The organism is Sphingomonas sp. CFBP 13603, from assembly GCF_014892665.1.
In the GTDB taxonomy this organism is placed as follows: domain Bacteria; phylum Pseudomonadota; class Alphaproteobacteria; order Sphingomonadales; family Sphingomonadaceae; genus Sphingomonas.
Window position 1 is genome coordinate 92,851 of sequence record NZ_JADBIA010000006.1, and the last position, 21,677, is coordinate 114,527.

Genomic DNA, 21,677 nt, shown 5'->3' on the forward strand with positions numbered 1-21,677 from the left:
AAGATGGCCGACTATATCGAGTCACATGGAAGCGCATTCCTAGCGCATCGACTGCGCCGTTCGTCGGACCGTATCGTCGATCAGATAAGCGGTGTTCTTCTCCAGCTAGGCCTCGACGTCCCACCGCGCGGCGCTTCAATGCTGTTGCTGATCGTTGAGCACCAACAGATCGGGGTAGTAGAAATCGCGCGACGCCTGCGATTGTCTCACCCGCTTATCGTTCGCATGGCACGGGAGTTCGAAGAGCGCGGCTTGGTCGAAGTCAACGCTGATCCGTCCGATGGCCGGCGACGGGTCTTAAGCCCGACGGACAAGGCACGTTACGAGGCTGCCGCGCTCAGCGCTTTCAACGCGGACCTCAACGCCCTGTTTGATGGCCTGTTTGCGGACATCGACGCTTCTCTGATCTCAGTTCTCGATCGCTTTGACGCCCAGCTTGATGCGTCATCGATCCCAATGCGCCTCGCCGCTCTCAAGTTGACCAAGGAGTAATCGATGTCCCCCCGTCGCCATGCCCTCGTTATGCTCCTCCCACTGTTAGCTTTGACCGTGCCACCGTCTGCCGGCGCTCAAACGGCTACAGCTTCGGCCACGCCTGCACGGACTTCGAACCTCGACGCGGCCGCTCGCACAGCTATTGTGGCACAACTGGCGGCTGAGTTGCGCAGCCGATACGTATACCCCGAAGTTGGCGAGCGGGGCGCCACCGCGATTACCGCCGCCGCAACGTCGGGCGCCTACGATCGGATTGTGGATCTGCCCGCACTCGCCACGCGACTGACCGAGGACCTCCGCGGCGTCATGGCCGACAAACATCTGATGGTGTTCGATACATCCAACCGGCCAGCGCCGGGCGTCGCATCGATGCCATCCGGCGAGGCCGGGATCGTCCGCGCTGATCGGCTGCCCGGTGGGATCGGCTATCTCCAGATCGATGGGTTCGCTAATCCCTGGGCGTTCAAACCCGCGCTCGACCGCGCGATGGCGGGGTTGAAAGGCAGTCGGGTCTTGATCCTCGACGTGCGCGGCAACGGTGGCGGCGATCCCGCGTCGGTAAGCTACCTGGTCAGCTATCTCGTGCCTGCGGGCAAGCGAACCGAGATCAACAGGATTGTCGAGCGTAAAACAGCGACCACCGAGTTCAAGCGCGATTCCTTCTTCAGCGAGCCGACCCCGGTCAGCTTCGCCGGTGTGCCTGCCTATGTCCTTACGAGCGGCAATACCTTTTCCGGCGGCGAGGAGCTCGCCTACGATATGCAGACGCTGAAGCTTGGCACCGTTGTCGGCGAGGTGACCGGTGGCGGCGCGAACCCCGGGGAGCGTGTTTCCATTGGACACGGTGTCATGGCGTTTATCCCGACCGGTCGCGCGGAGAGCCCCGTTACCGGGTCGAACTGGGAAGGACGTGGCGTCCAGCCCGATCTCAAGATCCCCGCCGCGGATGCATTCGCCACGACGCTGCGCCGCCTAGGCCAAATGCCTGCTGCCGCCACGATCGAAGCGGCGTCCCCCGTCTCGGTCTTCGCGCCACGGACCGTAGCGCTCAAGGGCGGGGAGGCGATGCTGCGCCGCCTCTTTGCCGGCCGTGCTGCGTCCGAGCCTGATTACACGTTGATGAAACCGGACGCCTCAGAGGCAGGCCGCGCAGCGCTTGCGGCCACGCACCGCCGCTTGCAACCGCTCGGCATTCCGCAGGCCATCCGCTTTCGACGGCCCGATGGGTTCGGGTTCGACGAGTTTACGCTCGTCTATCCCGATCGCACCCTTCTCATCGGAATCATGCTCGACTCAGACGGCAAGTTTATTGACCTCATCGGCCCTGATCGCAGCAAGTGAGTTTCGCGCTGTGCCTTTTCTCAAAAGGGAAGCGATGATTGGGAATGGAGGGGTGGATTGCGAACGACTTAGACCACTGCTTTTCCCCCGCCAGCCATGTTGTTGTCCAAATAATGTGAAAATTGAACCGGCACGGTCGCCATTGGAACGGCCGATAAGTATTACCGTGGCAGGAGATGAAGCTGTGCTCGTACGGAATGCTTCATGGTAATGGCCGCAGCTGTGGCTGCCTTTTTTGCAGCGTCTGGTGCTCAGACTACCATCACGCCGCGGATGGCCGAATTCGATCTTGAGAAGGTTCATCATAAAGAAGCGACATGCGCAGACCGCAGCCCCGCCGATGAAATAATAGTTTGCGCTCCCAAGAACATGAACATCTGGATTTCTGACGCGGATAAGGCAAAATTTGCACCGAAGCCGCTACGCGGTGAGTTCACCGGGCCGCTTAACGCAGAAACGAAGCTTCATGTCATTCAAAGCCAAAACCCTGCAGTTGTAACACCCGCTGCGGTCGTAACCCTTAAGTGGCGCTTCTAGCCCTTTTGCCCCCCGCTTTTACGTGAACGAACGACCGGTTTGAGTACACTGGGAAGAGGCTGTCAGTGTCTGCTTGTGGGTCGTCGCAACAAATCCATCAGTCGCCGGCTAACTACGCAAACCTGATAGCAGCCGTAAACATGATCTACTTGCCTAATGCACGTAGCGCCCGCCACGGTCCGATATTCACGACCCGCAATTGGTAGCGTCCGGGCGGAAGCATCAGCGCGACGTCATCCCGTGCACGGATCGCGACTCGGTCCATTGGAACGGAGGTGGCTGGCTCGCCAACTGGTCGGGCCTCGACGACGTTCCAGCCATTCTCTTGATAGAGCGCTCGCGGAATGCTCACCGGTAGATCACCCGCCTGCTGTCGCCATATTGGGCGCCCACGGACAAAGCGCGCGGTGGGATGGTCCACGACTAAGTCGAACGTGCCTGCCGGCTCATCGGTTGGCAGCGCAGACAACTGCACCTCCCCACTGCCACCGCGACAGACGGTTTGCGAGATGGTGAGCGGATCAATCCCGGTCATCTTCTTGAACCGTGCGGCCATCCATCGGGTGCCGTCGGGGCGTGGTACCTCTGCGGCGTGTGAATAACCGACATGGATTAGCAGCTTCGCACCTGGGTGAGCATGCACGTATGCAGCTAGGTTTCGCGCCTGCCCTTCCTCGCGTGTCGCAACTCGCTGTTCCATCGTAGCGTCGGCCGCCTGATGTTCATCGATGAACTCGTAGGCGAGGAGATGATAACCGAGCGCTTTGGCGCGTCGACCAAGCCGCCCGTATCCCGCCTCCGAGAGGTAATGGCCGTCGCCGTCCTCGAAATAGGGCAGCCTTGGCTGCCGGACGAACGACGGTAAATATCGCTCCGGCGTGCCGGGCATCGACGGAGACAAGGTCTCTAGTGCCAGCGTATCAAACCCTAGTGGTCGCAACCGGGTGGCGAGTGTTGTGCTGAACCCCCGATGTTCCGAGCGCTCGTGGCTTTCAGTTATAATGACGACCGACGTCTTCCGCGCGCGTCGCTCAATCTCGGTCAGGACGTCCGATGCTCCCTTGAGCGGCGCGCATCGGCTAGCTTGATAATCCGTACTGCTTGCTGCGATCAGATCCTCCCTGCCGAACAAGCTCAGCGTCTGGCCAGCGTTTTCCTGGTCTAGCGGGTGCGTCGGATCAATTGCCGCGAGCAGGATTATACTAGACGACAGCTCGGGTACGCTGGCGGCCGTAACTCTCTCTACCGGTCCAATGAAGCGTACGTCCTGCGGCGGAGGCATCTCTTCGGCCATTGACGAGGCGCTCAGCGTGATGAAGATCAGCAGGGGCGCGATGCGTGGTGCGGTAGTGACGAGCATAGCCAATTGTATCAAGCTCAATGCCTACTTTCTACCGCCTTAAGTCGCACTCCAAAGTTGATCAGATGCACCATAACGTCCCACCCGATCGAACTCTGGTATCGGGTGGGACCTTACTTTAGAAAAGCTTGTCGAGCGACATGCGCGCGCCAGCATAGAAAACGCGGCCTAGCACGTTGTAGGGCGTCCCGATGCCGGTCCGGTTGCCGACATCACCAATCTTACCCGACAGGTTATTCACGCCACCGTAAAAACTGAACCGATCACCAGCCCTCACCGATGCCTGAATGTCGTGCTCCCAGCGTTCCCGATAGAAGAAGTACTGTGGATCGGCGTAATTCGGGTTCGCGGTAATCTGGTCGACCGTAAAGCGCCGCGTCTTGCTCTGATACGTCAGGCCATAGTTGAGTGTCAGCGGCCCGTTCGTCCAGGTTAGGTCCGCCTGGCCACTATATTTCGGTGCCGACGATAGCAAGCGGCTGTCCTCGACTTCGGCACCTGGCGTTGGCACGAAGGTCAGCTTGTCTAGATAGTTCCCGTTCACCCGCAGACTGAATGCGCCGACTTCAGGCGATACGTCAAGCGTATAGGTCAAACTCAAGTCGAGTCCCGACGTGCGGAACGCGGCGACGTTCTGCGGTGCGAGGAAGTAATCGCTGACATAGCCCGTGGTCCCACTGCGGGTCACGTTTGCGCAATAGACGTTATCGAGCGAAGGCTGGTCTACGCATAGATCGACCAACTCCTGTGCTGAGGCCGTACGCACCGCATTCTTCAGTTTCACGTTGAACCAGTCTGCGGTAATTGTCAGGCGTGGCAGAAAGCGTGGTTGCAGAACGACACCGACGGTCCAGGTTTTTGCGGTTTCCTCCAGAAGATTGCGGTTGCCGCCTGCACGACCCGGGAGACTGACCGTCGCCGACGGATCGTTGACCGGATTGAATGCCGCTATCTGCGCTGGGCTCAAACCCGCCGCAGTCAACGTCGCCTGGCAATTTGCGACGCGATATTGCGTACCTTCGGGCAGATTTTCGGCGTCGCACGGATCGTCGATGAACGAGAAGGTCCCGTTCGTCGGCGAGAAGAGTTCGGTGATATTCGGTGCGCGGACTGCCTGCGAATAGGTGCCACGAACACGAAAATCGCGGATCGGCGCATAAACGCCACCCAGAGAATAGGTCGTGGTACGGCCGACGGTCGAATAATCCGACAGACGGATCGCGGCGTCGAAGCTCAGCAATTCGGCGAACCGCATGCCCTTAAGCAATGGCGCGCTAAGTTCCCCGAACGCTTCCTTGACGTCGAAGCTACCCTTTTCCGGTAGCACCTGTGCCAAGTCTAGCAACGCGCCCTGCTCGGCATAGGGATCGGAGTTGAACGCACTCTTCTCCTTCCGGTATTCGCCGCCGAAGGCAAACGCGATCGGTCCACCCGGCAGTTCGAAGAACTGGCCGAAGTCGCCGGAGATGGAACCCGAGAGAACGTGTTGCTGGACCTTGTAGCGGTTGACGAGATCTACGTTGATAAAGTCGAGCGCGGCTTGGCTCACTATGCCGTCGCCTAACAGGTTGAGGGGCTGGCAACCGCTGTTCGCGCCCGGCGTGAATGTGCTTGCCGCCTGGCCATAGTTGTTGGGGTCGATAAGCGCTGCCGGGTCGAGGTTCGATCGGCATACGATCTGTCCCGTTGATGGATCGCGCACTGCGTCGAGCGCCGCGTAATACCGGTCGGCCAGACGGTAGTTGGTGCTCAGGAACCGGCTCTTGGTCTGGCCATAGACATAGGACAGTTCGTACTTCGCATGGTCCGAAATCTGGCCGTCGGCACCGATCACGCCGCGTAATGTCTCTCGCTTGGTCGACTCACCGCGTACGCCCAGATCGTAATTGTCGCGCGACAGTAAGGCGCCATCGGAGGCGAGGCCGCCGAACCGGTCGTTCAGATACGCGTTATCCGGCGCGAGAAAGGTGAAGAAGTCAAAGCTAGGCTGCGCTATCGTGTAGCTCTTGGTATTGGCATACTTGCCCTATGCGAACAGGCGCAAAGCTGGAGATACCTGGAAGCTCGTCAGTAAATTGATATTGTGGATGCGGTTCTGCGGCTGGAAATCTCCCTGATATCCCGCCAGCGGTGTGCTGTCCCCGCCCTGGGTAAGGCCGCCCGGCAGCAACAATCCTCGATTATAGACGGTACCGTCACCGGTGAAATCCGGCAGGCCATCGAAATCCACGTCAATCGCGCCGTTTCGCGAACTGTCGGCATAGCGCAGATTGTTCTGCAGTATACGGTCGGGCCCTGCGTTGAGCGCCGGCGTATTTGCGTGGCGGGCGAACGAATATGTTTTCAGCGGGTCGCCGGTATCGTCGCGACTAAAGCTGGACAGTCGATCATCGTCGGTGAATTCATACGACAGCGCGACGTTGCCCCGCCCGTCGGCAAAGTTCTTTCCGCCCGTAATCGCAAAGAACTGGTTGCCGGCATCACCGTCCTCGGTGGCACCGGCCTGCCCACGTACCCGAAGGCCCTCGAAATCGCGCTTCAATTTAAAATTGACGACCCCGGATACGCCGTCCGCACCGTAAATGGCTGAGCCCCCGCCGCCTGTCAGTATCTCGGTACTTTCTATCAAGTCCTTGGGAATCGTATTAATATCGACTGCCGCCGTTCCAGGAAGCCCCGCGACGTGGCGGCGCCCATCAACCAATACCAAGGTGCGATTGGAGCCCAAATTACGCAGATTAAGCAGGTTCGTGCCCGCGCCGCCAAAGCTCGCGGTCGAGCCGGACTGGTTTGCGCTGGTAGTGGAGCCCAGCAGCGCAGGGTTCTGTACGAGGAAGTCCGTCAGGTTCGTCCGGCCTGATTGCTCCAGCGTCGCGGAACTGATCGACACAACCGGGCTTGGCGAGTCAATTTCTGGGCGAGCAATGCGCGATCCCGTCACGACAATTTCACTGTCAGTGGGGGTGGGGTTGACCACGTCGAGCGCGGTCGGCGCCACGTCCTGTGCAGCACCTCTAACAGACGGATCCGGAACTGGCGCAGTCTGCGCAGATGCTGCTCCGTGAATCAAAGCTACCGCGGAAATGGTTGCAAAATAGAATGATTTTGAGGTGTACCCTGTTTTCATCTGATCCATGCCCCACCTTATTTGACCTTTAAAGTCATCGATAAGGACATGATTGTCACCCTATCTTGCGGCTGCCCTTTGCGATTATTTGCGAGTGTGACAGTGCTGCAACATCCGCAAAATCTTCGAACCTGACGAGACGGTAATTTCTATTGCTGACTGGAAGGGGTTCAGCGGCAAATGATCAATCGCTGGTCCGTGAGACCTGAACGAACGGGCGCTTTCAGGCAGCGGGTACGATCCGTTGAACGTCCGTAACTGGATCGGAGGCGACGAAGGCATCGAGCGTGACATTCTGGCCATAAGGCCGGCAGCTGGATATCCCGTAAACACGGGGGGAGGGTGCACTGGGCTTCGCACCGAACGTGCATTAGGATGAGCAATCATGCGTCGTGACCTCGATCATCTGCCGTCCGCAAAACAGCGCGAGATCGAGCGCGTCGTGCAGATCTTGTTCGAGGAGTTCGACGCGGCCAATGGTGATGCCACGGGCCCCCGCAAGCGCGCACGGGTCCTCAAGGTCATCCTCTACGGATCGTACGCGCGGGGCGGCTGGATCGACGAGCCACACACCGCCAAAGGCTATCAGTCCGATTTCGATCTGCTGGTTATCGTCAGCCAGAAAGAGGTCGTCGACCGCGCCACCTATTGGTACAAGGCGGAAGAACGACTGAACCGCGAACGGGCGATTACCAGGACGTTGCAGACGCCGGTCAATTTCATCGTTCATTCGCTACAGCAGGTGAATGACGGTCTCGCGCACGGCCGCTACTTCTTTATGGACGTCGCCAAAGACGGGATTGCGCTGTACGAAGCAGACGAGGTCGAACTTCATCAACCGAAGCCAAAGACACCTGAGCAGGCGTATGCGATGGCAAAGAATTATTTTGAAGAATGGTTTCCGACCGGTGGCGAATTTTTTGATAACTATGAATTTAATCTAGCGCAGAGTCGAAATAGTAATGCAGCATTTCAACTTCATCAAGCTGCTGAGAGGCTTTACCATTGTGTTATGTTGGTTTTGACATTCTATACGCCGCATAACCACAACCTCGGCTTTTTGCGCACGCAGGCCGAGCGGTTGGATCCCCGCCTTCAACACATCTGGCCGATGAACAATCGGCGCGAGCGCGCGATGTTCGAGAAGTTGAAGGATGCCTATGTGAAAGCGCGGTATTCAAAGCATTACCGGATCAGCGCAGAGGAACTTACCTGGCTTGGCGCACGTGTTGAAGACCTGGGCCGGACTGTTCACGAAGTGTGTTCGGAGCGTTTGGCCGCGCTACAGTCCCGGCGCCTCGGCGCTGCTTAGTAGAGTACGTCACCCAGCCAAAAATGCGTGTGACCGGCCCCGTCTACGCTCTCACACTTGAGCTTATACCGCCAGAATGGATGGGAGCCAAAATGTCCGCACACAGAGCAGGCTTGTCAATCGGCGTCCAAAAAGGGCTCTGACTCAATTTTGATGCAGTTATGAGGTCTGATGGCGTTAGCTCCAGATGGGATCATCGTCATGCACAAGGCGCTTCACCCCTCGTCCCTCATCCCTGCTGGGTTTGCGATGGTCGCGGCGTCCAGCGATGGCGACCGAACGACCGTTAAGGTTCGCAGCATTTCGAGATCAAGCTGTTGTCCTACGTGTGGAACTGACAGTCACCGGGTTCATAGCCGCTATCAGCGTCGTGTCGCCGACCTGCCACTGGCTGGGAGATCGGTGCGCCTGATCGCCGAAGTTTGCCGTTTCCGATGTGCCGCGACGCAGTGTGAGCAGCAGATCTTTACTGAGCAGTTCGCCACTGGGGTATTGGCGCCTTGGGCGCGGCGTACGGGGCGTCTTGACGGCCTCGTACATCATCTCGGGCTGGCGCTTGGTGGCCGGCCTGCCGCGAGCCTAGCCAAGCGACTAATGCTCCCGGTCAGCAACGACACGTTGCTAAGAGTGGTACGTCGGCGCGGATGCCCGGTAAGGCCGGCGCCGACGGTCATAGGTATCGATGACTGGGCGTGGCGGCGGAATCATAGATACGGCACGATCATCTGCGATCTGGAGCGGCGAAAGCCGATCAGCCTGCTCCCGGATCGTGAACCGGCAACCGCTCAGGCATGGCTTACCACCCAGCCGCAGATCGCGGTCGTCGCCCGGGACCGAGGTGGGGCGTATGCGCGGGCTGCCGCAAAGGCCCTGCCGCACGCAGTCCAGGTCGCGGACCGCTGGCACCTGATGGAAAATGCGAGCCACGCATTTCTTGAGGCGGTCCGCCGGTCGATGCGGCAAATCCGCCGGTCCGTCGGCGCCATGACTATAAACCCCGTCCTGCTGACAGCGGCAGAGCGCCTGCAATACGAGGGCTATCTTCACCGTGAGGAGACAAACGCTTCCATCCTGACGATTGCCAAGGACGGGGCATCTATCAAGGAGATCGTGCGCCGCACCGGACACAGTCGTGGCCTAGTCCGCCGAATTTTGCGTGGCGAACGTAGCGATGTGTTCAGGGTTCGGGAAAGCTCCTTGGAAACCTATCTGCCGTGGTTGGATCGAGAGTGGGCAGCGGGATCTCACAATGGTGCTGACCTCTGGCGACGCATGAGATCACAAGGATTTCGTGGGTCGTTACGGGTCGTAACCGAATGGGCTAGCCGGCGACGACAGGCTGAGCGGGTCGATACGGAGTCCCTCCACCGCGTGCCGTCGGCAAGAACCATAGCCAGGTTGATGACGACCGGACGCGATACCCTGTCGAGGGCAGAAACTGTGACGGTTGCTGCGGTAGAGGCCGGCGTACCGACGCTCGTTGAGGCGCGTACCGTCGTCGAGGGGTTCCATGAGATGATCCGGCCCAAAACAGAGGAAGATCTTGTTCCCTGGATCGAACGTGGCCGAGGCAGCTTGGTAGCGTCTTTCGCCAATGGAATTGCACGCGACGTAGCCGCGGTTCGAGCCGCCATCGTCACCTCTTGGTCAAACGGGCAGACCGAGGGGCAGATCACCAAGCTCAAACTCGTCAAACGCCAGATGTACGGACGCGGTAAACTCGACCTACTTGAAGCGCGATTGGTCGGCACCGCATGGCTCTGAGATCATCAAATGTGCGTCAGAGCCCTTTTTCCACGCCGATCCACAACCTTGGCCGAAAGTCATGCCGTATTTCCTTGATCGCGGTCGTCCAGAGCACGCAGAAGAATGCCTTCGTACACGATCCGTTCAAGCGACGAATAAGCGGCAGTTTGTCCCTCATGGCGCTGGCTCTCGACCCATGCGAAACGCAAGGTCTGCTCGCCGAGTGGTCGGGTGCGCAGTTGCTCGGCGTAGCCGCCTTGATCGATTACCTGCTGCTCCAAGAGCGCGGTCGCCCGAATGATACCGAGGGCATATGGCCTGACGCGATCGAGCGCAGCGGAAAACGCAGGCCATGTCACATCTGCTGGTATTGGAAGCTGTACGAACTGACGGCACGGTGCAGGCCGCGCATAGGCGTCCTCACCAGGATCAAAAACCTGGCCCATGGCGACTAGCAGGCCTTTCATCGCCGTACGCGACTGGCTCTCACACTGTTCATTCCATTTCAAAGCAGCGATAAACACCTGCTTGTCCACAGCTGTCGCATCAGCAAACCGCCCGCGTAACCATCGGTAATCGCCGGATTCGACGATGTCTTTGTGAAGGAAAGAGCTGAGGGCGGGTGGGACACCGGGGACACCCTGCGGCTGAGTCCCCGCACTGGCGGAAGCCAATCCGATCAGTATGGCGCTCAAACCGAGTTGGAATGCCCGCACCGATATTCTCCGTCAGCTTCAACTTATTGATGCGACGGGCCGCTTGAAAAGACAACAGCGGCACTGACGTTCGATCTCAGCTTCGGCGTGCCATCGGAAGGTAGCTCGGCTGCGTTCTCCGACTGATACCATCCCGCTAGCGAATTCCCTTTGAGAAGGGCGCTGGCAACAGCGGTGTGCGTATAACGATCGTTTGTTGGACATATACAAATGGTACTGCCGAGACGTCTTATGTACATATCAGCGTTAATTGCACTCACTGTTAGCGGTAATTGTCAGAACAAAACCTGGACGCGTCCTAAGATCCTGTCTCCAGCGTTGCTTCGATCGGCAAACCTGCTGGCGGTGGCGGTGCGGGAAACGTCAGTCCCTACATATTCGACGCCGATTGTCAGACGGTTGCGACGATGTTCGAGGCCGAGCCGCCAGTTGGTGTAGCTGCCGCCCGGACGAAGACGCTCCGCCCGGACGGGGTCACTAACGCTGCCGGACGAGTGGCCGATTTCGGCGAGCATCGTGAGCGGCGTACCGGGAATACCGACGTTGGCGGTCGCATAGGCATGCACGTTGCTGCCGCCGATTGCACGCTGCGAGGGCGCGCCGATCACGCCGAGCGTGGCGTAGAGCGGACCATAGGCATAACTGGCCGACGCACCTGCCTCGACATAGTCCATCCGCCCCCGTGCGCCTGCGAATGCATGGCCTGTGGCGTCGGTGTGTATCCGCACCGCACCTAGATTCCAACCGGTTCCCACCGACAGATCGACGACTGCATCGGCACCGCTGTGTCGCACGCTGTTTCGAAGCGTTATCGTTCGCGCCGATACGTCAAGCCGGCCGCGCGAGACGCGAAGGTCGCCCGCCAGCGCGGCACGTCCCTCACTCCAGCTCAGCCCGCGCCGTTCCTCCTCGCTCATAAGCTCCAAGGTTGCCGGCCGGGCATCCTGTGCAAATGCAGACGTTATCAGACCGCAACTCGCGGCACCAAGCACGCCCGCCATTCGAATGCGCCGGATCATCCAGCGCGCTGCGGCCCGTGGATACGGTCGAGCTCGACGCGCAGCATCTGCTCGTCTTCCTCCGCCAACATCATCAGATGTTGCTGCATGTCCGCCGCCTTTGCCGCAACCTCCTTCTTGATGGCGCCATGGCTCGCGACGCACCAGCCGGGCCGCGTGCCCGAAACTACGGGTTTGCTGTCTATGCTGCGCACCAGCCTAGTACCCGACGCCGCGACCGCGTGCCGCGCGACCGATATGCTTGCGGCCCAGTCGCAGCGTAGCGACGACGCTCTGCCGCCTGGTGCGACCGCGCCCACCTGCTTGTGCGTGATGACGACGTCACCGCGATATTTGACAGCGACCGGACCGCTGCGATGATCAACCTCGTTCTGGTGATCGACAGTCATGCCGAGGGCGGCGCCGGTGGCGGCAAGCACCAGACCGGCGGTTAGGAAATAGGCCATATTCGTTCTCCTGTTGCCATTCCGATCCATTCTGATCGGTAAAGCTGATCGCTGCGGACGATGATTCTACAACGACGCTGCGGCGCGTCGGTTCAGTTCAATTGCGGCCGTAAGGTGCGGGCGCGCAGCCGATCCTTCACGTCGAGGCGCAGACGTTTTAGGCGAAACAGCCGCAAGCTATTGGGGATGCGCCGCTTTATCTCGGCGCGAATCTGCTCGTCCAGCCGCGCGTGCAACTGGGTCAGCTTGTAGGAAAATATATGCAAAGCCGCCCTCCAACCAACGATTGAACGATCGGATCAGTCGCGATGAAAGCAGGCAAACAGGCCAGGCCTAGACATCGAGGTAACCCGATGCGGTCCGACATCACGCTCGTCCTGAGACGACCGCCAGAGGGGCCCGGCCCGCTCCCTCAAACTAGGGTTTCGCCGGTCAAGGTCAATAGGATGCGACGAGATCTTGCACGAGTTGACATTAGGGCTTGGGTTGCCGATGTTGCTGACATGTACGCTCCTGCGACACATAAGCGTTTTCGCGACCACGCCGGCCAACTCGCCGCACGCGCGTAGCCCGAGCTCGCGGCTGCGGCCGTTCGAGCTCGGGCTTTATTCGATTTGACCTTTCGGGGCGCGTTCTGCGCGCCCTTTATCTCGGATAAGTGGAAACCATGCAGTGGCAAACCAAGTATCGAAATCCGAAGACTTTTGTCAGGATGATCGTCAGCATCAAGTGGCAAATCCAGCACCTCAGCCTTTCCTGCAGATGAGATCGCAAGGCGTCTTCTCGAATAAATTTAATTTGGAGATTGTGGAAGACTATTCAAAGGCTGATGCCGCCGATCTCGATAACCCTGATAAGAATTGGCTCAGCCGATTTATGGAGCTCAACCTATTACTCTTGATTGTTTTTGTTGGCGTTCCGGTTTTGGTATATTGTATCTTATCGTCCGCAGGTTGAAGTAGGACATCGGCGGGCAGCCAGCGTCGCATTTGGAGCTATCGATCCTCCGCGCGCTGTATTTTTGATCGGACGTGCTGCGCGAGAAGCTGATCGTAGCACGTCCGCTAGCGAAGCGGGCGCCAGTGCGTGACCTGACGATGATATGGCGTTCGTCATCGAAGCGGGAAGCCACCTATCGGCGCCGTGCGAAATGATGCGGCGTTGCGTAAGGCCGTGGGAAAAACCCGTACACGGGCGAACCGGCAAAGATATCGACCGGCTGGCAGTTCTAAAACACTATCTCTTTTGAGAAAGCCTGGCGGTCCAAGGGAGGGGCTCGCCGTCCTAACGTCACTCTGGCCGGGGACATGAACAAACGGCCGAAGTTGGGAAGGCCGAAGGAGCCCGCGAGTGTCTGATTGTGATGACGTGGACGGCTCTCCAACCCTCAAGCAGTATGTCCTGCGGAGAGTCGAAGGAGAGCAACGATGGGAAACGTCACAACGATCGGTCTGGATATAGCGAAGAACGTGTTTCAGGTGCACGGAGTGGATGCTGATGGCGCAGTGGTTGTTCGCCAGCGTCTGACGCGTGGGCGGATGTTGAAGTTCTTCGCCAAGCTGCCCCGGTGTCTGATCGGCATTGAGGCGTGTGCGACATCACACTTCTGGGCGCGCGAGCTGGTCGCGCTCGGGCATGACGTGAAGCTGATGCCGGCGCAGTACGTGAAGCCGTACGTCAAGCGAGGCAAGAACGACGCGGCTGATGCCGAGGCGATCTGCGAGGCCGTGACTAGGCCGACCATGCGCTTCGTCGGGATCAAGTCGCCCGAGCAGCAGAGCGCGATGATGCTCCATCGTGTCCGCCTGATCCTCAACCGCCAGCGCACGCAGCTGTCGAACGCGATGCGGGCGCACTTGGCCGAGTTCGGGATTGCAGCGCCGATTGGCAGAAACGGCATCGAGCAGCTCCTCGACGTAATCGCTGATCCTACCGATGAGCGCGTACCGGCCGATGCGCGGTTCTGCCTGGAGATGCTGGCAGCCCAGTTGCGCATCGTAAAGGAGCAGATCCTCGAGAACGATCGTCGCATCCTGGCGAGCGCACGCGAGACCGAGCTCGGTCGCCGACTGATGGAGATACCCGGCGTGGGTCCACTGCTCGCCAGCGCCATCGTCGCCACGGTTCCTGACCCCGCGATCTTCCGCTCGGGCCGCAACCTTGCTGCCTGGATCGGCTTGGTGCCACGGCAGAACTCGAGCGGTGGAAAGGAGAGGCTGGGCAGCATCACGAAGGCGGGCCACCAATATCTGCGTCAGATGCTGATCGTCGGCGCTATGGCAGTCGTGCGCTATGCCGAGCGGAACGGGGCCAAGCGGCCCTGGCTCGTGCAACTGCTTGCCAGGCGGAAGGCCAAGGTCGCCGCGGTCGCGCTAGCCAACAAGAACGCCCGCATGATCTGGGCGATGATGGCCAGTGGCGAACGGTATCGCGAGCCGCAGATCGTGTAACAGAATACGGGGCGGGCGACCGCACCGGACGAGGTTGGAAAGGGCGGATAGGAGCTAATGCAACAAGCCGGTTGAACCGCCGGATCGGGAAAACCCACAAAGACCCAAGCACCTCGAGTGCGTGATTGTGATCGGGACCCGAACCGCGCGAATGGCATTATGGCCAGCGGCGCTAAGAGCCGCACAACAGGTCGGACACATGGCCGCACCAACCAGCATTGCAACGCGACTGTTCAAGCTTGCCAACGGAGGGCCGTCCACACATGGGTCGTCGCGCCGCAAGCATCGTCGTCGGCGCAAGAAGCTGGCTAGCGCAGTATAAGCTTTTGTCGGGCTTGTCTGATCGTACCTGACCGACTGGAATTACGCCGCAAGCAGGCTGATGGTAGCGCGGTTGCGGCCGTCACGCTTGGATTGATACAGTGCCATGTCTGCCGCCTGGATAAGTGTAGAGCCATCCCGGTCCATGGCGTCGGACCAGGTCGCGATGCCGAATGACATGCTGGTCGAGCCCAGCGTGCGGTTGCCATGCCGGACGTTCAATTCGGCGATCGCCTGACGTACGATCTCGACGCGCCCGGCAAGCGCCTCCGCCGTCGTACCCGGCGCGATGATTGTGAACTCTTCGCCGCCGAAGCGGCAGATAACGTCGCCGTCACGGAACCGACTGCGCATTTCTGCGGCTACCGTCTGCAGCACGGCGTCGCCGGCATCGTGGCCGAACTCGTCGTTGAACCGCTTGAAATGATCGATGTCGCACATGACGAGGCTCAGCGGACCGCTAGCACGGGCTGCGCGGGCAATCTCCAGCTTCAACGCTTCTTCCATGTAGCGACGATTGAACAGACCGGTCAGCGGATCACGGATCGTCTGCTCGCGCAGCGATCGCTGCAGCCGGTGGTTCACCAGCGCGGACGCGATGTTCTCGGTCAGCACGCTCATCCTGAAGCCGTTCTCGGCTTCGATCCGTCCTTGCAAATAGAGCACGCCAATGACCTCGCCGCCCGCCAGCAACGGTTCGCAGTGATAGACCTCGTCCTCGGCCACGTGACCGCAGACGATTTCGCGGCTGGGATCTTCGACGGAGTGGCTCTGGCCGCGGCGTAGCGCCCAGCATCGTTCGGGCGCAAATCCGTCGATCGCCACGGTGATGCCACCCCAGGTCGCGACAGGCACCAGGCAGTTGCGCGAATTATTGTGCGCATACAGGGCGCCCGGGATGGCCGGGAGCACCTGCGGTACGAATACCCGGATGATCTGCGCCAACTCGTCGTCGGTACGCGCAGCCTGCATGCGATGCGCCATGCCGCCGAGCAGTTCGATTACGTCGCCACGTTCCCGAAGCGTCCTGGTATTCCGCTCCAGTTCCTTATTGACGACCTGCAATTGGCGCTCGCTGGCACCTTGGTCGGCGACGGCGCCCTCCAGTCGGTCGGCCATCGCATTGTAGCCCGTGGCGAGGCGGGTAAACTCGCGTGAGCCCATCGCGATCTCGATGCGCGCCTCCTGCTCGCCACTTCCCAGCGCGGTCATCGCGCGCATCATGGTATCCAGGGGGCGGCGGATCGCCCGTACCAGCAATGCAAAGCTGCCGACGACGAGAAGCGCGACGGCGATCGCACCGAGGATCGCGAGCCTTTTGCCGCTGCGCAGGCGTTGCACCGCGGCATCCTGCCGCATGGTCTGCAGCGCGCGTTCCTCATCGAGGAAGCCATTGGCCCGCACGCTGATCGCATCCATCAATTCCCGCCCCCGGCCACTCGAGATCATCGCGACCGCCCCGGAAAAATCACCGCGACGGGCACGATCGAGCGGCTGCAACAGGAAGGCGGAGCGCTCCTTCATCAGCGACGCGATCTCCTGCGCGCGCGCGTGCTGAAGCTGGTTGTCGTCGGTCTGCTCAACCACTCTCGCTATGGTCCGGGCGGCGCTGTCGACACGTTCGGCGAACGACCGGGCATAGGCCGGATTGCGGGTGATGACGAAGCCGCGCTGGCCGGACTCGGCCTCGCGCAGATCGCCGAGTGCGGCCTCGGTCGTCTCGATGATTCCGGCGGAATGCGCGGCCCAGTGGAAGCTCTGGCTGGCCTGGTACGACGCATCTGCGAGTAGCCCCGCCAAAGAGCCCAGCGCAAGCAGGACTATGAGCCCGATCGCGGCGATACGGGCGGTTAGCGAGACGAACATGGCAGCATGCTTAACGGCAAAGACTTAGCGTTTGGTTACTCGGCATTATGCATCGCACCGGTCTTGCTTCGTCGAGTTAGAAAGAGTGATCGGATCGATAAGAATGTGAATGAATGGCAAGTCACGAACCAGGCAAACCGCTGCTGAACGACCTCTATTGAGTCCTGCCCGTCCTCGGCGTGGAGCAGTAGCATGCGCGGTTGACAAGAACGCTGGGAAGGAAGGAAATATCCGGCCGACACGAGTGACCTCCGCATCGCCGGCAAAGCCGACGATACCGATCTGATGAATGCTGCTGACCCGAGAGCAGGCGGTCTCAACGTAGATCGCAATGATATCGGGGCGGGGCAGAGGAATAGCAGGGGTCGCTGCCGCGCGATGGCATGACAGCCGCCGGAATCTCTATCGGACTCCATCGCCCTCGGACAGGACATGCCGGGCGAAGTCGCGTCGGATAGCAACCAGCTTGGGGTCGATATAGCGTCGGCAAAACGGTCGGGTCGGATCGGTACGGTAATAGTTGCGGTAGCGCTCTTCCGATGACCGGAACCCGGCGAGCAGGAGCACCTTCGTCCGCGCAGCGGTGTCAACCTCCTTCCCAAGCCGGGTGATCGCCGTGCCAGCCTGATGCCGCTGGTTGGCATCCGCAACGTAGACTGCGCTGCGATAACGCCCGTTCGGCGTATAGCCGCTGTTTGCCGAATGGGTGCGCAGATGAACCTCGATCAGAATGTCGAGCGAAATGATCCCGGGATCGAAGCGGAGCACTACTCCTTCGGCCCAGGCATCATCGGGTGCGGTCGATTGCAGGAAGCCTTGATGGACCTCGGAAACACCGCGCAGGATTTGGAACACGCCTTCTGTGCACCAATGACACCCGCCGCCGAAGCCTGCCGTTTCCATGCTCATCCTTTCCATCCGGTCCAGCGAGATGGCGTTCCGCTTTTCGCGTTCAATGGCGGCAACGTGGAACGTTGATCGCATAACGGCCCAGCATCGGCCGAACCGTCGTCTCCACGAGCCTGTACGCCAACGGTGCTGACGGATATCGGCCGACTTACACCCGCTGGACGAGCGGCTGGTTTCGAGAGACGCGCAAGTCGCTTTGACCGTCCGTTTGTGGGAGATCGGGAATAGCCTATGACCGTCTGCTTGAGGGTCTGGCCGGAAGTCGTAGGGCAGGGACGTGCTTGCCCAGTTGCGGACGGTAGAGATCGCGGAGTTTGCATGCAACGCAGTGCATCGTCTGCAACTTCCACACAGGCAGCTTCCTGCGGACGAAAGAATACGCACGATGAGCCTCGCAGCAGCGACAGTTCGCTGGCGAGAAGGCGGGTATGCAGCACGCCCGACGCACTTATCGTGTTCGCCAATCGCGCTCTGTGTCACACAAAGGGCAACGGACAAAACCAAGTATCGACCGGCCTAGTGCTGGGCGCGTCAGCGTGGGGGGCGGCACAGGCCTAGGAGTTAGTCGTCGCATTTCCCTGCGTAGGATCGGATCGTCGTCTCCCGGAAATTTGCTCACCTCGATATGGGGCGAGAATTGACGCTCAAGGTCACGGTTTCGGCCCTGCTTGGGTTGAGCGTTGTATAGGTCTCTTTCTCTAGGTCGACCTTCGAAGGCAGCGCACAGATGTTTGTGCCGTCGGCGCATACTCATTGCAACAAAATCGTCTGATCGAGTCCGTTGGCCGGGCCGGCACTCGAATATGAGAATAAAGTAACCTCTTCTCGCGGTATGCGCCCGACTTCTCGGTGTTGGCGATCTGTCGGCCAAGCTACATGCGACGTCTATCAGAACGAGAAGCGCATCCCCGCCGTGAACTGTCGTCCGCTATGCGTCAGCACATTCAGGCGGTTGGTCTCGTCGACGAACTGGTCGTTGACCTGATCGGTGAGGTTGATCGCCTCGATGCTGAACTTGAGGTTGTCGGTCAAATTGTACGACATCTGCGCGTCGACGTTGGTGGTGCCGCTCGTGCCGTTATACGCGTTGCCCTCGGTGCCGGGGACGGCCGTCAGATAGCGCGAACGATAGGCGATCGAGCCGCGGATCTGGAACTTCGCCGTCTCGAAATACAGCGTGCCGTTGGCGGCGTGCTTCGACAGCCCGATCAGCGGCGCCGTCACCGACGTGCCACCGGTGGCAGACGTGAGATACTGGATGTTCGACGTCACGTGCGTGTAGTTGGCCAGCACGCCGAAGTTGGACAGGAAGCCCGGCAGGAAGCTGAAGGGCTGCTGGACGTTGACCTCGAAGCCCTTGAGCCGGCCACCGCTCGAATTGACCGGCTGGCTGACGATGAACAGATCGGTCGGCGATGCGCTAGTGCCAGCCAGGAGCGAGTCCGGCAGGCCCAGGCTGCTGAACGGAACCGTGGTGCTGAGCGACTGAACGAACGTGCCGATGTCTTTCTGGAACGCGGACACGGCATAGATCGCGCCGCGCGTCGGATACCATTCGACCGAAACGTCGAGATTGTCCGATTCCGTCGGCTTCAGATCGGGGTTGCCGCTGCTGAAGGTGCGGTTGCCGCCCGAAACGCTGAGGTTGCCGCCCGGTGCGATCGCCGAGATGCCGGCTCGTGCGAGCGTCTTGGCCGCTGCGAAGCGCACCAGCAGCGTATCGGTGACGTCCATCACCAGGTTCCCCGACGGCAACCAGCGATGATAGCTCCGGTCGGCGACGACGAGGTTGGTCGCGGCGCCCTGGCCTGCATAGCCGGTCGAGCGCTGATCGGTGTTGGCGTAACGCACGCCGACATCGCCGCGGATCGGCAGGCCGCGATCGGCGAAGTTAAACTCCGCCATGCCCCAGCCGCCGATATCGTCCTCACGCACGGTGATGTACGATCCGCGGGCGCTCGCGTTGGTCACCCCGCCGGTAGTGTAGAGCGGGTTGGAGTAGATTCCGTAGAGTTCGGCGAACTTGGCCAGATCGGGGACGACCCACGCTGTCGGTGTACCGGCTGGCGTGTCCAGTCCCTTGCCAAAGCCCGAGAAGAGCGTCGTGGCCGCGGCGAGTTGCGCGGGCGTCAGCGTCTGCACGACCGACTCCCCAGAGAGGCGCCGCTGCTCGGTCGAGCTGTAATCGAACCGGCGCCAGTCGACGCCGACCTTCAGCTTCAGCAACGGGTTGACCGTCCATTCGGCAAACGTCTTGGCGTTGGTGAAGCTGTTGCTGACGGTCTGCGGGCGGATACGAACTTCCGACGTGCCGTTGGTAAAGGCGAAGCTATTCGGATTGGTCAGGTCGACGCCCGGCCTGATGGTCGGAAACCGGGTGCGGAAATCGTAGAAGAAGTTCGGCGTATTGGCGGCATCGATCGTGACGGTCGACTGGATGGGATTGCTGAACTTCGAGTCCGCATAACCAACGACCGCACCGATCTTGAAATTCTCACCGAACTTCTGGTCGAGCGTACCGGTCACCTGGTAGAAATCGGTGACCAGCTTGTCGTAGCGTGACTGGGTGCGCAGATCGACGTTGTCGAACGTGCCGCTGATGATGTTGTTGTCGCCGTCGACCACGCCGTCGCGGATGATCGTCTGGGGCTTGCCCGTGCCCGAACGGCTGAAGCTGATCGCCTGCAGCTGCGATTCCTTGCGAGTCCCGTCGAGCCGCGAATACAGCGCGTCGAGCGAGATCAAGGTCTTGGGCGTCGGCTGGAACTGGACCGATCCTGCTGCACCGAGCCGCTTCTGGAAGATGTCGTAGCTTACCAAGCCGGGGATGCGCGGATGGTACAACCCGGTTGCGGGGTTCGGATCGTTGATCTGCGCGAGTGTCTTGCCCGGCAACCGCGACGCCGCGTTGAACCCGGCATTGAACCCGCCATAGGTCCAGCGGGTGATGTTCGCGCCTTCCTCCTTGATCGCACGCTCTTCGTACGCGACCGACAGCAGCACGCCGAACCGGCCATCGTCCGTGGTCTTGGTGATGAGTCCCGAGATCTTCGGCGTCACCTTCTCGCGCAGGTCGTTGTAGCTGGCGCTCGCCGAGATGACCGCGGTGGCCTTCTTGTAGTCGAACGGGCGTGACGATTGCAGGTCGACGGTGCCGCCCAGCGAGCCTTCCTCGACATCGGCGGTCGCGGTCTTGCGGACTGCGATGCTGTTGAACAGGTCGGACGAGAAGATGTTGAAATCGAACCCGCGGCCACGGTTCACGCCGCCCGAATTGTCGGTGCCGCCAGTCGTGCCGATCGCCTCCATCCCGTTGATCCGGACGCGCGTGTAGTCGGGGCCGAGACCGCGCACCGAAATGTTGCGACCCTCGCCGTTGACGCGACTGATCGAGACGCCGGGGATGCGCTGCAACGATTCCGCCAGGTTGAGGTCGGGAAACTCGGCGATGTCCTCCGCCTTGATGATATCGACGGTCGCGGTCTGCGTGCGCTTGATGTTGATCGCGGTGTTGAGGCTCGCGCGAAACCCGGTGACGACGATATCCGGCGCATCCGCTGCGAGCGGCGCGTCGGTCACGGTCTGCTCGGGCGGCAGGGCGGGGGAGGCGGGAGGCGCGTCGGTATCGGTCGTGTTGCCAGCAGCCCGAGCGTCTTTCTGCGCGGTCGTTTCCGGCACGCTTTGCGCGTGTGCCATCGTCGCCAGCGAACACGCGACGATCGCGCTCGACATGGCCAATACGGATTTGAAGCTGCGGATCCCGGTCATACTCACTCCCCTAACTCCGGCACGTTCGTGCCCGCCGCCGGCTTCGTTGGAGCCGGTCTGTCGCAATCTGTGTTAGGCCGGGTTTCGTTGCCTAAGCCAATCTCATTCAGGCATCGATCGATGCGAATGATGCACTGATCCGGCGTCGGCTTGGCGCCAAGTCACTCGATCAAGTCGCGGCTTGACTGGATCAACCCGTTTTAGGACTTGGACCGTCCGCCTTCCGCTCGATACACCGGACCGGAACACTCGCGCAGATCGAGT

Annotated in this window: 17 protein-coding genes; 7 read left to right on the forward strand and 10 right to left on the reverse strand. The window is 60.4% G+C overall.

The annotated features are described in order from the left end of the window. Positions 1-3 precede the first annotated feature (3 nt). From IFR23_RS11350 to IFR23_RS11360, 3 genes are all read left to right on the forward strand, one after another. Positions 4-492: a MarR family winged helix-turn-helix transcriptional regulator gene (locus IFR23_RS11350; protein ID WP_192976002.1), complete on the forward strand. Its 489-nt coding sequence runs from the start codon at positions 4-6 to the stop codon at positions 490-492. Positions 493-522: 30 nt separating this feature from the next. Next, positions 523-1,836: a S41 family peptidase gene (locus tag IFR23_RS11355; protein WP_244655620.1), complete on the forward strand. Its 1,314-nt coding sequence runs from the start codon at positions 523-525 to the stop codon at positions 1,834-1,836. A gap of 204 nt (positions 1,837-2,040) precedes the next feature. Beyond that, positions 2,041-2,373 (forward strand): hypothetical protein, encoded by a 333-nt coding sequence (locus IFR23_RS11360; protein WP_192976004.1) that lies wholly within the window; start codon positions 2,041-2,043, stop codon positions 2,371-2,373. 145 nt (positions 2,374-2,518) lie between these two features. On the opposite strand, the gene IFR23_RS11365 is transcribed toward IFR23_RS11360, so the two are convergent. The 3 genes from IFR23_RS11365 to IFR23_RS11375 form a co-directional block, all read right to left on the reverse strand. Next, a complete protein-coding gene (locus IFR23_RS11365) occupies positions 2,519-3,733 on the reverse strand; it encodes a hypothetical protein (RefSeq protein WP_192976005.1) in 1,215 nt (404 codons plus the stop codon). Positions 3,734-3,851: 118 nt separating this feature from the next. Further along, positions 3,852-5,567 carry a TonB-dependent receptor domain-containing protein gene (locus IFR23_RS11370; RefSeq protein ID WP_192976006.1) on the reverse strand — a complete coding sequence of 572 codons (1,716 nt, stop codon included), beginning with the start codon at positions 5,565-5,567 and terminating at the stop codon, positions 3,852-3,854. Positions 5,568-5,759: 192 nt separating this feature from the next. Beyond that, positions 5,760-6,869 (reverse strand): TonB-dependent receptor plug domain-containing protein, encoded by a 1,110-nt coding sequence (locus tag IFR23_RS11375; protein ID WP_192976007.1) that lies wholly within the window; start codon positions 6,867-6,869, stop codon positions 5,760-5,762. 376 nt (positions 6,870-7,245) lie between these two features. On the opposite strand from IFR23_RS11375, the gene IFR23_RS11380 reads away from it, so the two are divergent. Both IFR23_RS11380 and IFR23_RS11385 read left to right on the forward strand, forming a co-directional pair. Then, complete coding sequence (locus tag IFR23_RS11380; RefSeq protein ID WP_192976008.1) at positions 7,246-8,172, forward strand: nucleotidyltransferase and HEPN domain-containing protein; 927 nt, start codon at positions 7,246-7,248, stop codon at positions 8,170-8,172. 201 nt (positions 8,173-8,373) lie between these two features. After that, entirely contained in the window at positions 8,374-9,936 is a 1,563-nt protein-coding gene (locus IFR23_RS11385) for an ISL3 family transposase (protein WP_192976009.1), read from the forward strand. 59 nt (positions 9,937-9,995) lie between these two features. Here IFR23_RS11385 and IFR23_RS11390 read toward each other — a convergent pair whose 3' ends face one another. From IFR23_RS11390 to IFR23_RS11405, 4 genes are all read right to left on the reverse strand, one after another. Beyond that, positions 9,996-10,634 carry a hypothetical protein gene (locus IFR23_RS11390; RefSeq protein WP_192976010.1) on the reverse strand — a complete coding sequence of 213 codons (639 nt, stop codon included), beginning with the start codon at positions 10,632-10,634 and terminating at the stop codon, positions 9,996-9,998. A gap of 275 nt (positions 10,635-10,909) precedes the next feature. Next, the gene (locus IFR23_RS11395) at positions 10,910-11,551 is read right to left on the reverse strand and encodes a TorF family putative porin (RefSeq protein ID WP_244655621.1); all 642 of its coding nucleotides are present in this window, start codon (positions 11,549-11,551) and stop codon (positions 10,910-10,912) included. 98 nt (positions 11,552-11,649) lie between these two features. After that, the gene (locus IFR23_RS11400) at positions 11,650-12,099 is read right to left on the reverse strand and encodes a hypothetical protein (protein WP_192976011.1); all 450 of its coding nucleotides are present in this window, start codon (positions 12,097-12,099) and stop codon (positions 11,650-11,652) included. A gap of 92 nt (positions 12,100-12,191) precedes the next feature. After that, positions 12,192-12,365 carry a DUF465 domain-containing protein gene (locus IFR23_RS11405; protein WP_192976012.1) on the reverse strand — a complete coding sequence of 58 codons (174 nt, stop codon included), beginning with the start codon at positions 12,363-12,365 and terminating at the stop codon, positions 12,192-12,194. A gap of 406 nt (positions 12,366-12,771) precedes the next feature. On the opposite strand from IFR23_RS11405, the gene IFR23_RS11410 reads away from it, so the two are divergent. Together IFR23_RS11410 and IFR23_RS11415 are read left to right on the forward strand one after the other, a co-directional pair. Further along, complete coding sequence (locus tag IFR23_RS11410) at positions 12,772-13,056, forward strand: hypothetical protein (RefSeq protein WP_192976013.1); 285 nt, start codon at positions 12,772-12,774, stop codon at positions 13,054-13,056. 470 nt (positions 13,057-13,526) lie between these two features. Further along, positions 13,527-14,549 (forward strand): IS110 family transposase, encoded by a 1,023-nt coding sequence (locus tag IFR23_RS11415; protein ID WP_192976014.1) that lies wholly within the window; start codon positions 13,527-13,529, stop codon positions 14,547-14,549. A gap of 363 nt (positions 14,550-14,912) precedes the next feature. Here IFR23_RS11415 and IFR23_RS11420 read toward each other — a convergent pair whose 3' ends face one another. From IFR23_RS11420 to IFR23_RS11430, 3 genes are all read right to left on the reverse strand, one after another. After that, positions 14,913-16,736 (reverse strand): diguanylate cyclase, encoded by a 1,824-nt coding sequence (locus IFR23_RS11420; protein ID WP_192976015.1) that lies wholly within the window; start codon positions 16,734-16,736, stop codon positions 14,913-14,915. Between the two features lie 402 nt (positions 16,737-17,138). Next, a complete protein-coding gene (locus IFR23_RS11425) occupies positions 17,139-17,720 on the reverse strand; it encodes a peptide-methionine (S)-S-oxide reductase (protein WP_244655622.1) in 582 nt (193 codons plus the stop codon). An 813-nt stretch (positions 17,721-18,533) separates the two neighbouring features. Then, the gene (locus tag IFR23_RS11430; protein WP_192976016.1) at positions 18,534-21,413 is read right to left on the reverse strand and encodes a TonB-dependent receptor; all 2,880 of its coding nucleotides are present in this window, start codon (positions 21,411-21,413) and stop codon (positions 18,534-18,536) included. Between the last annotated feature and the right edge of the window lie 264 nt (positions 21,414-21,677).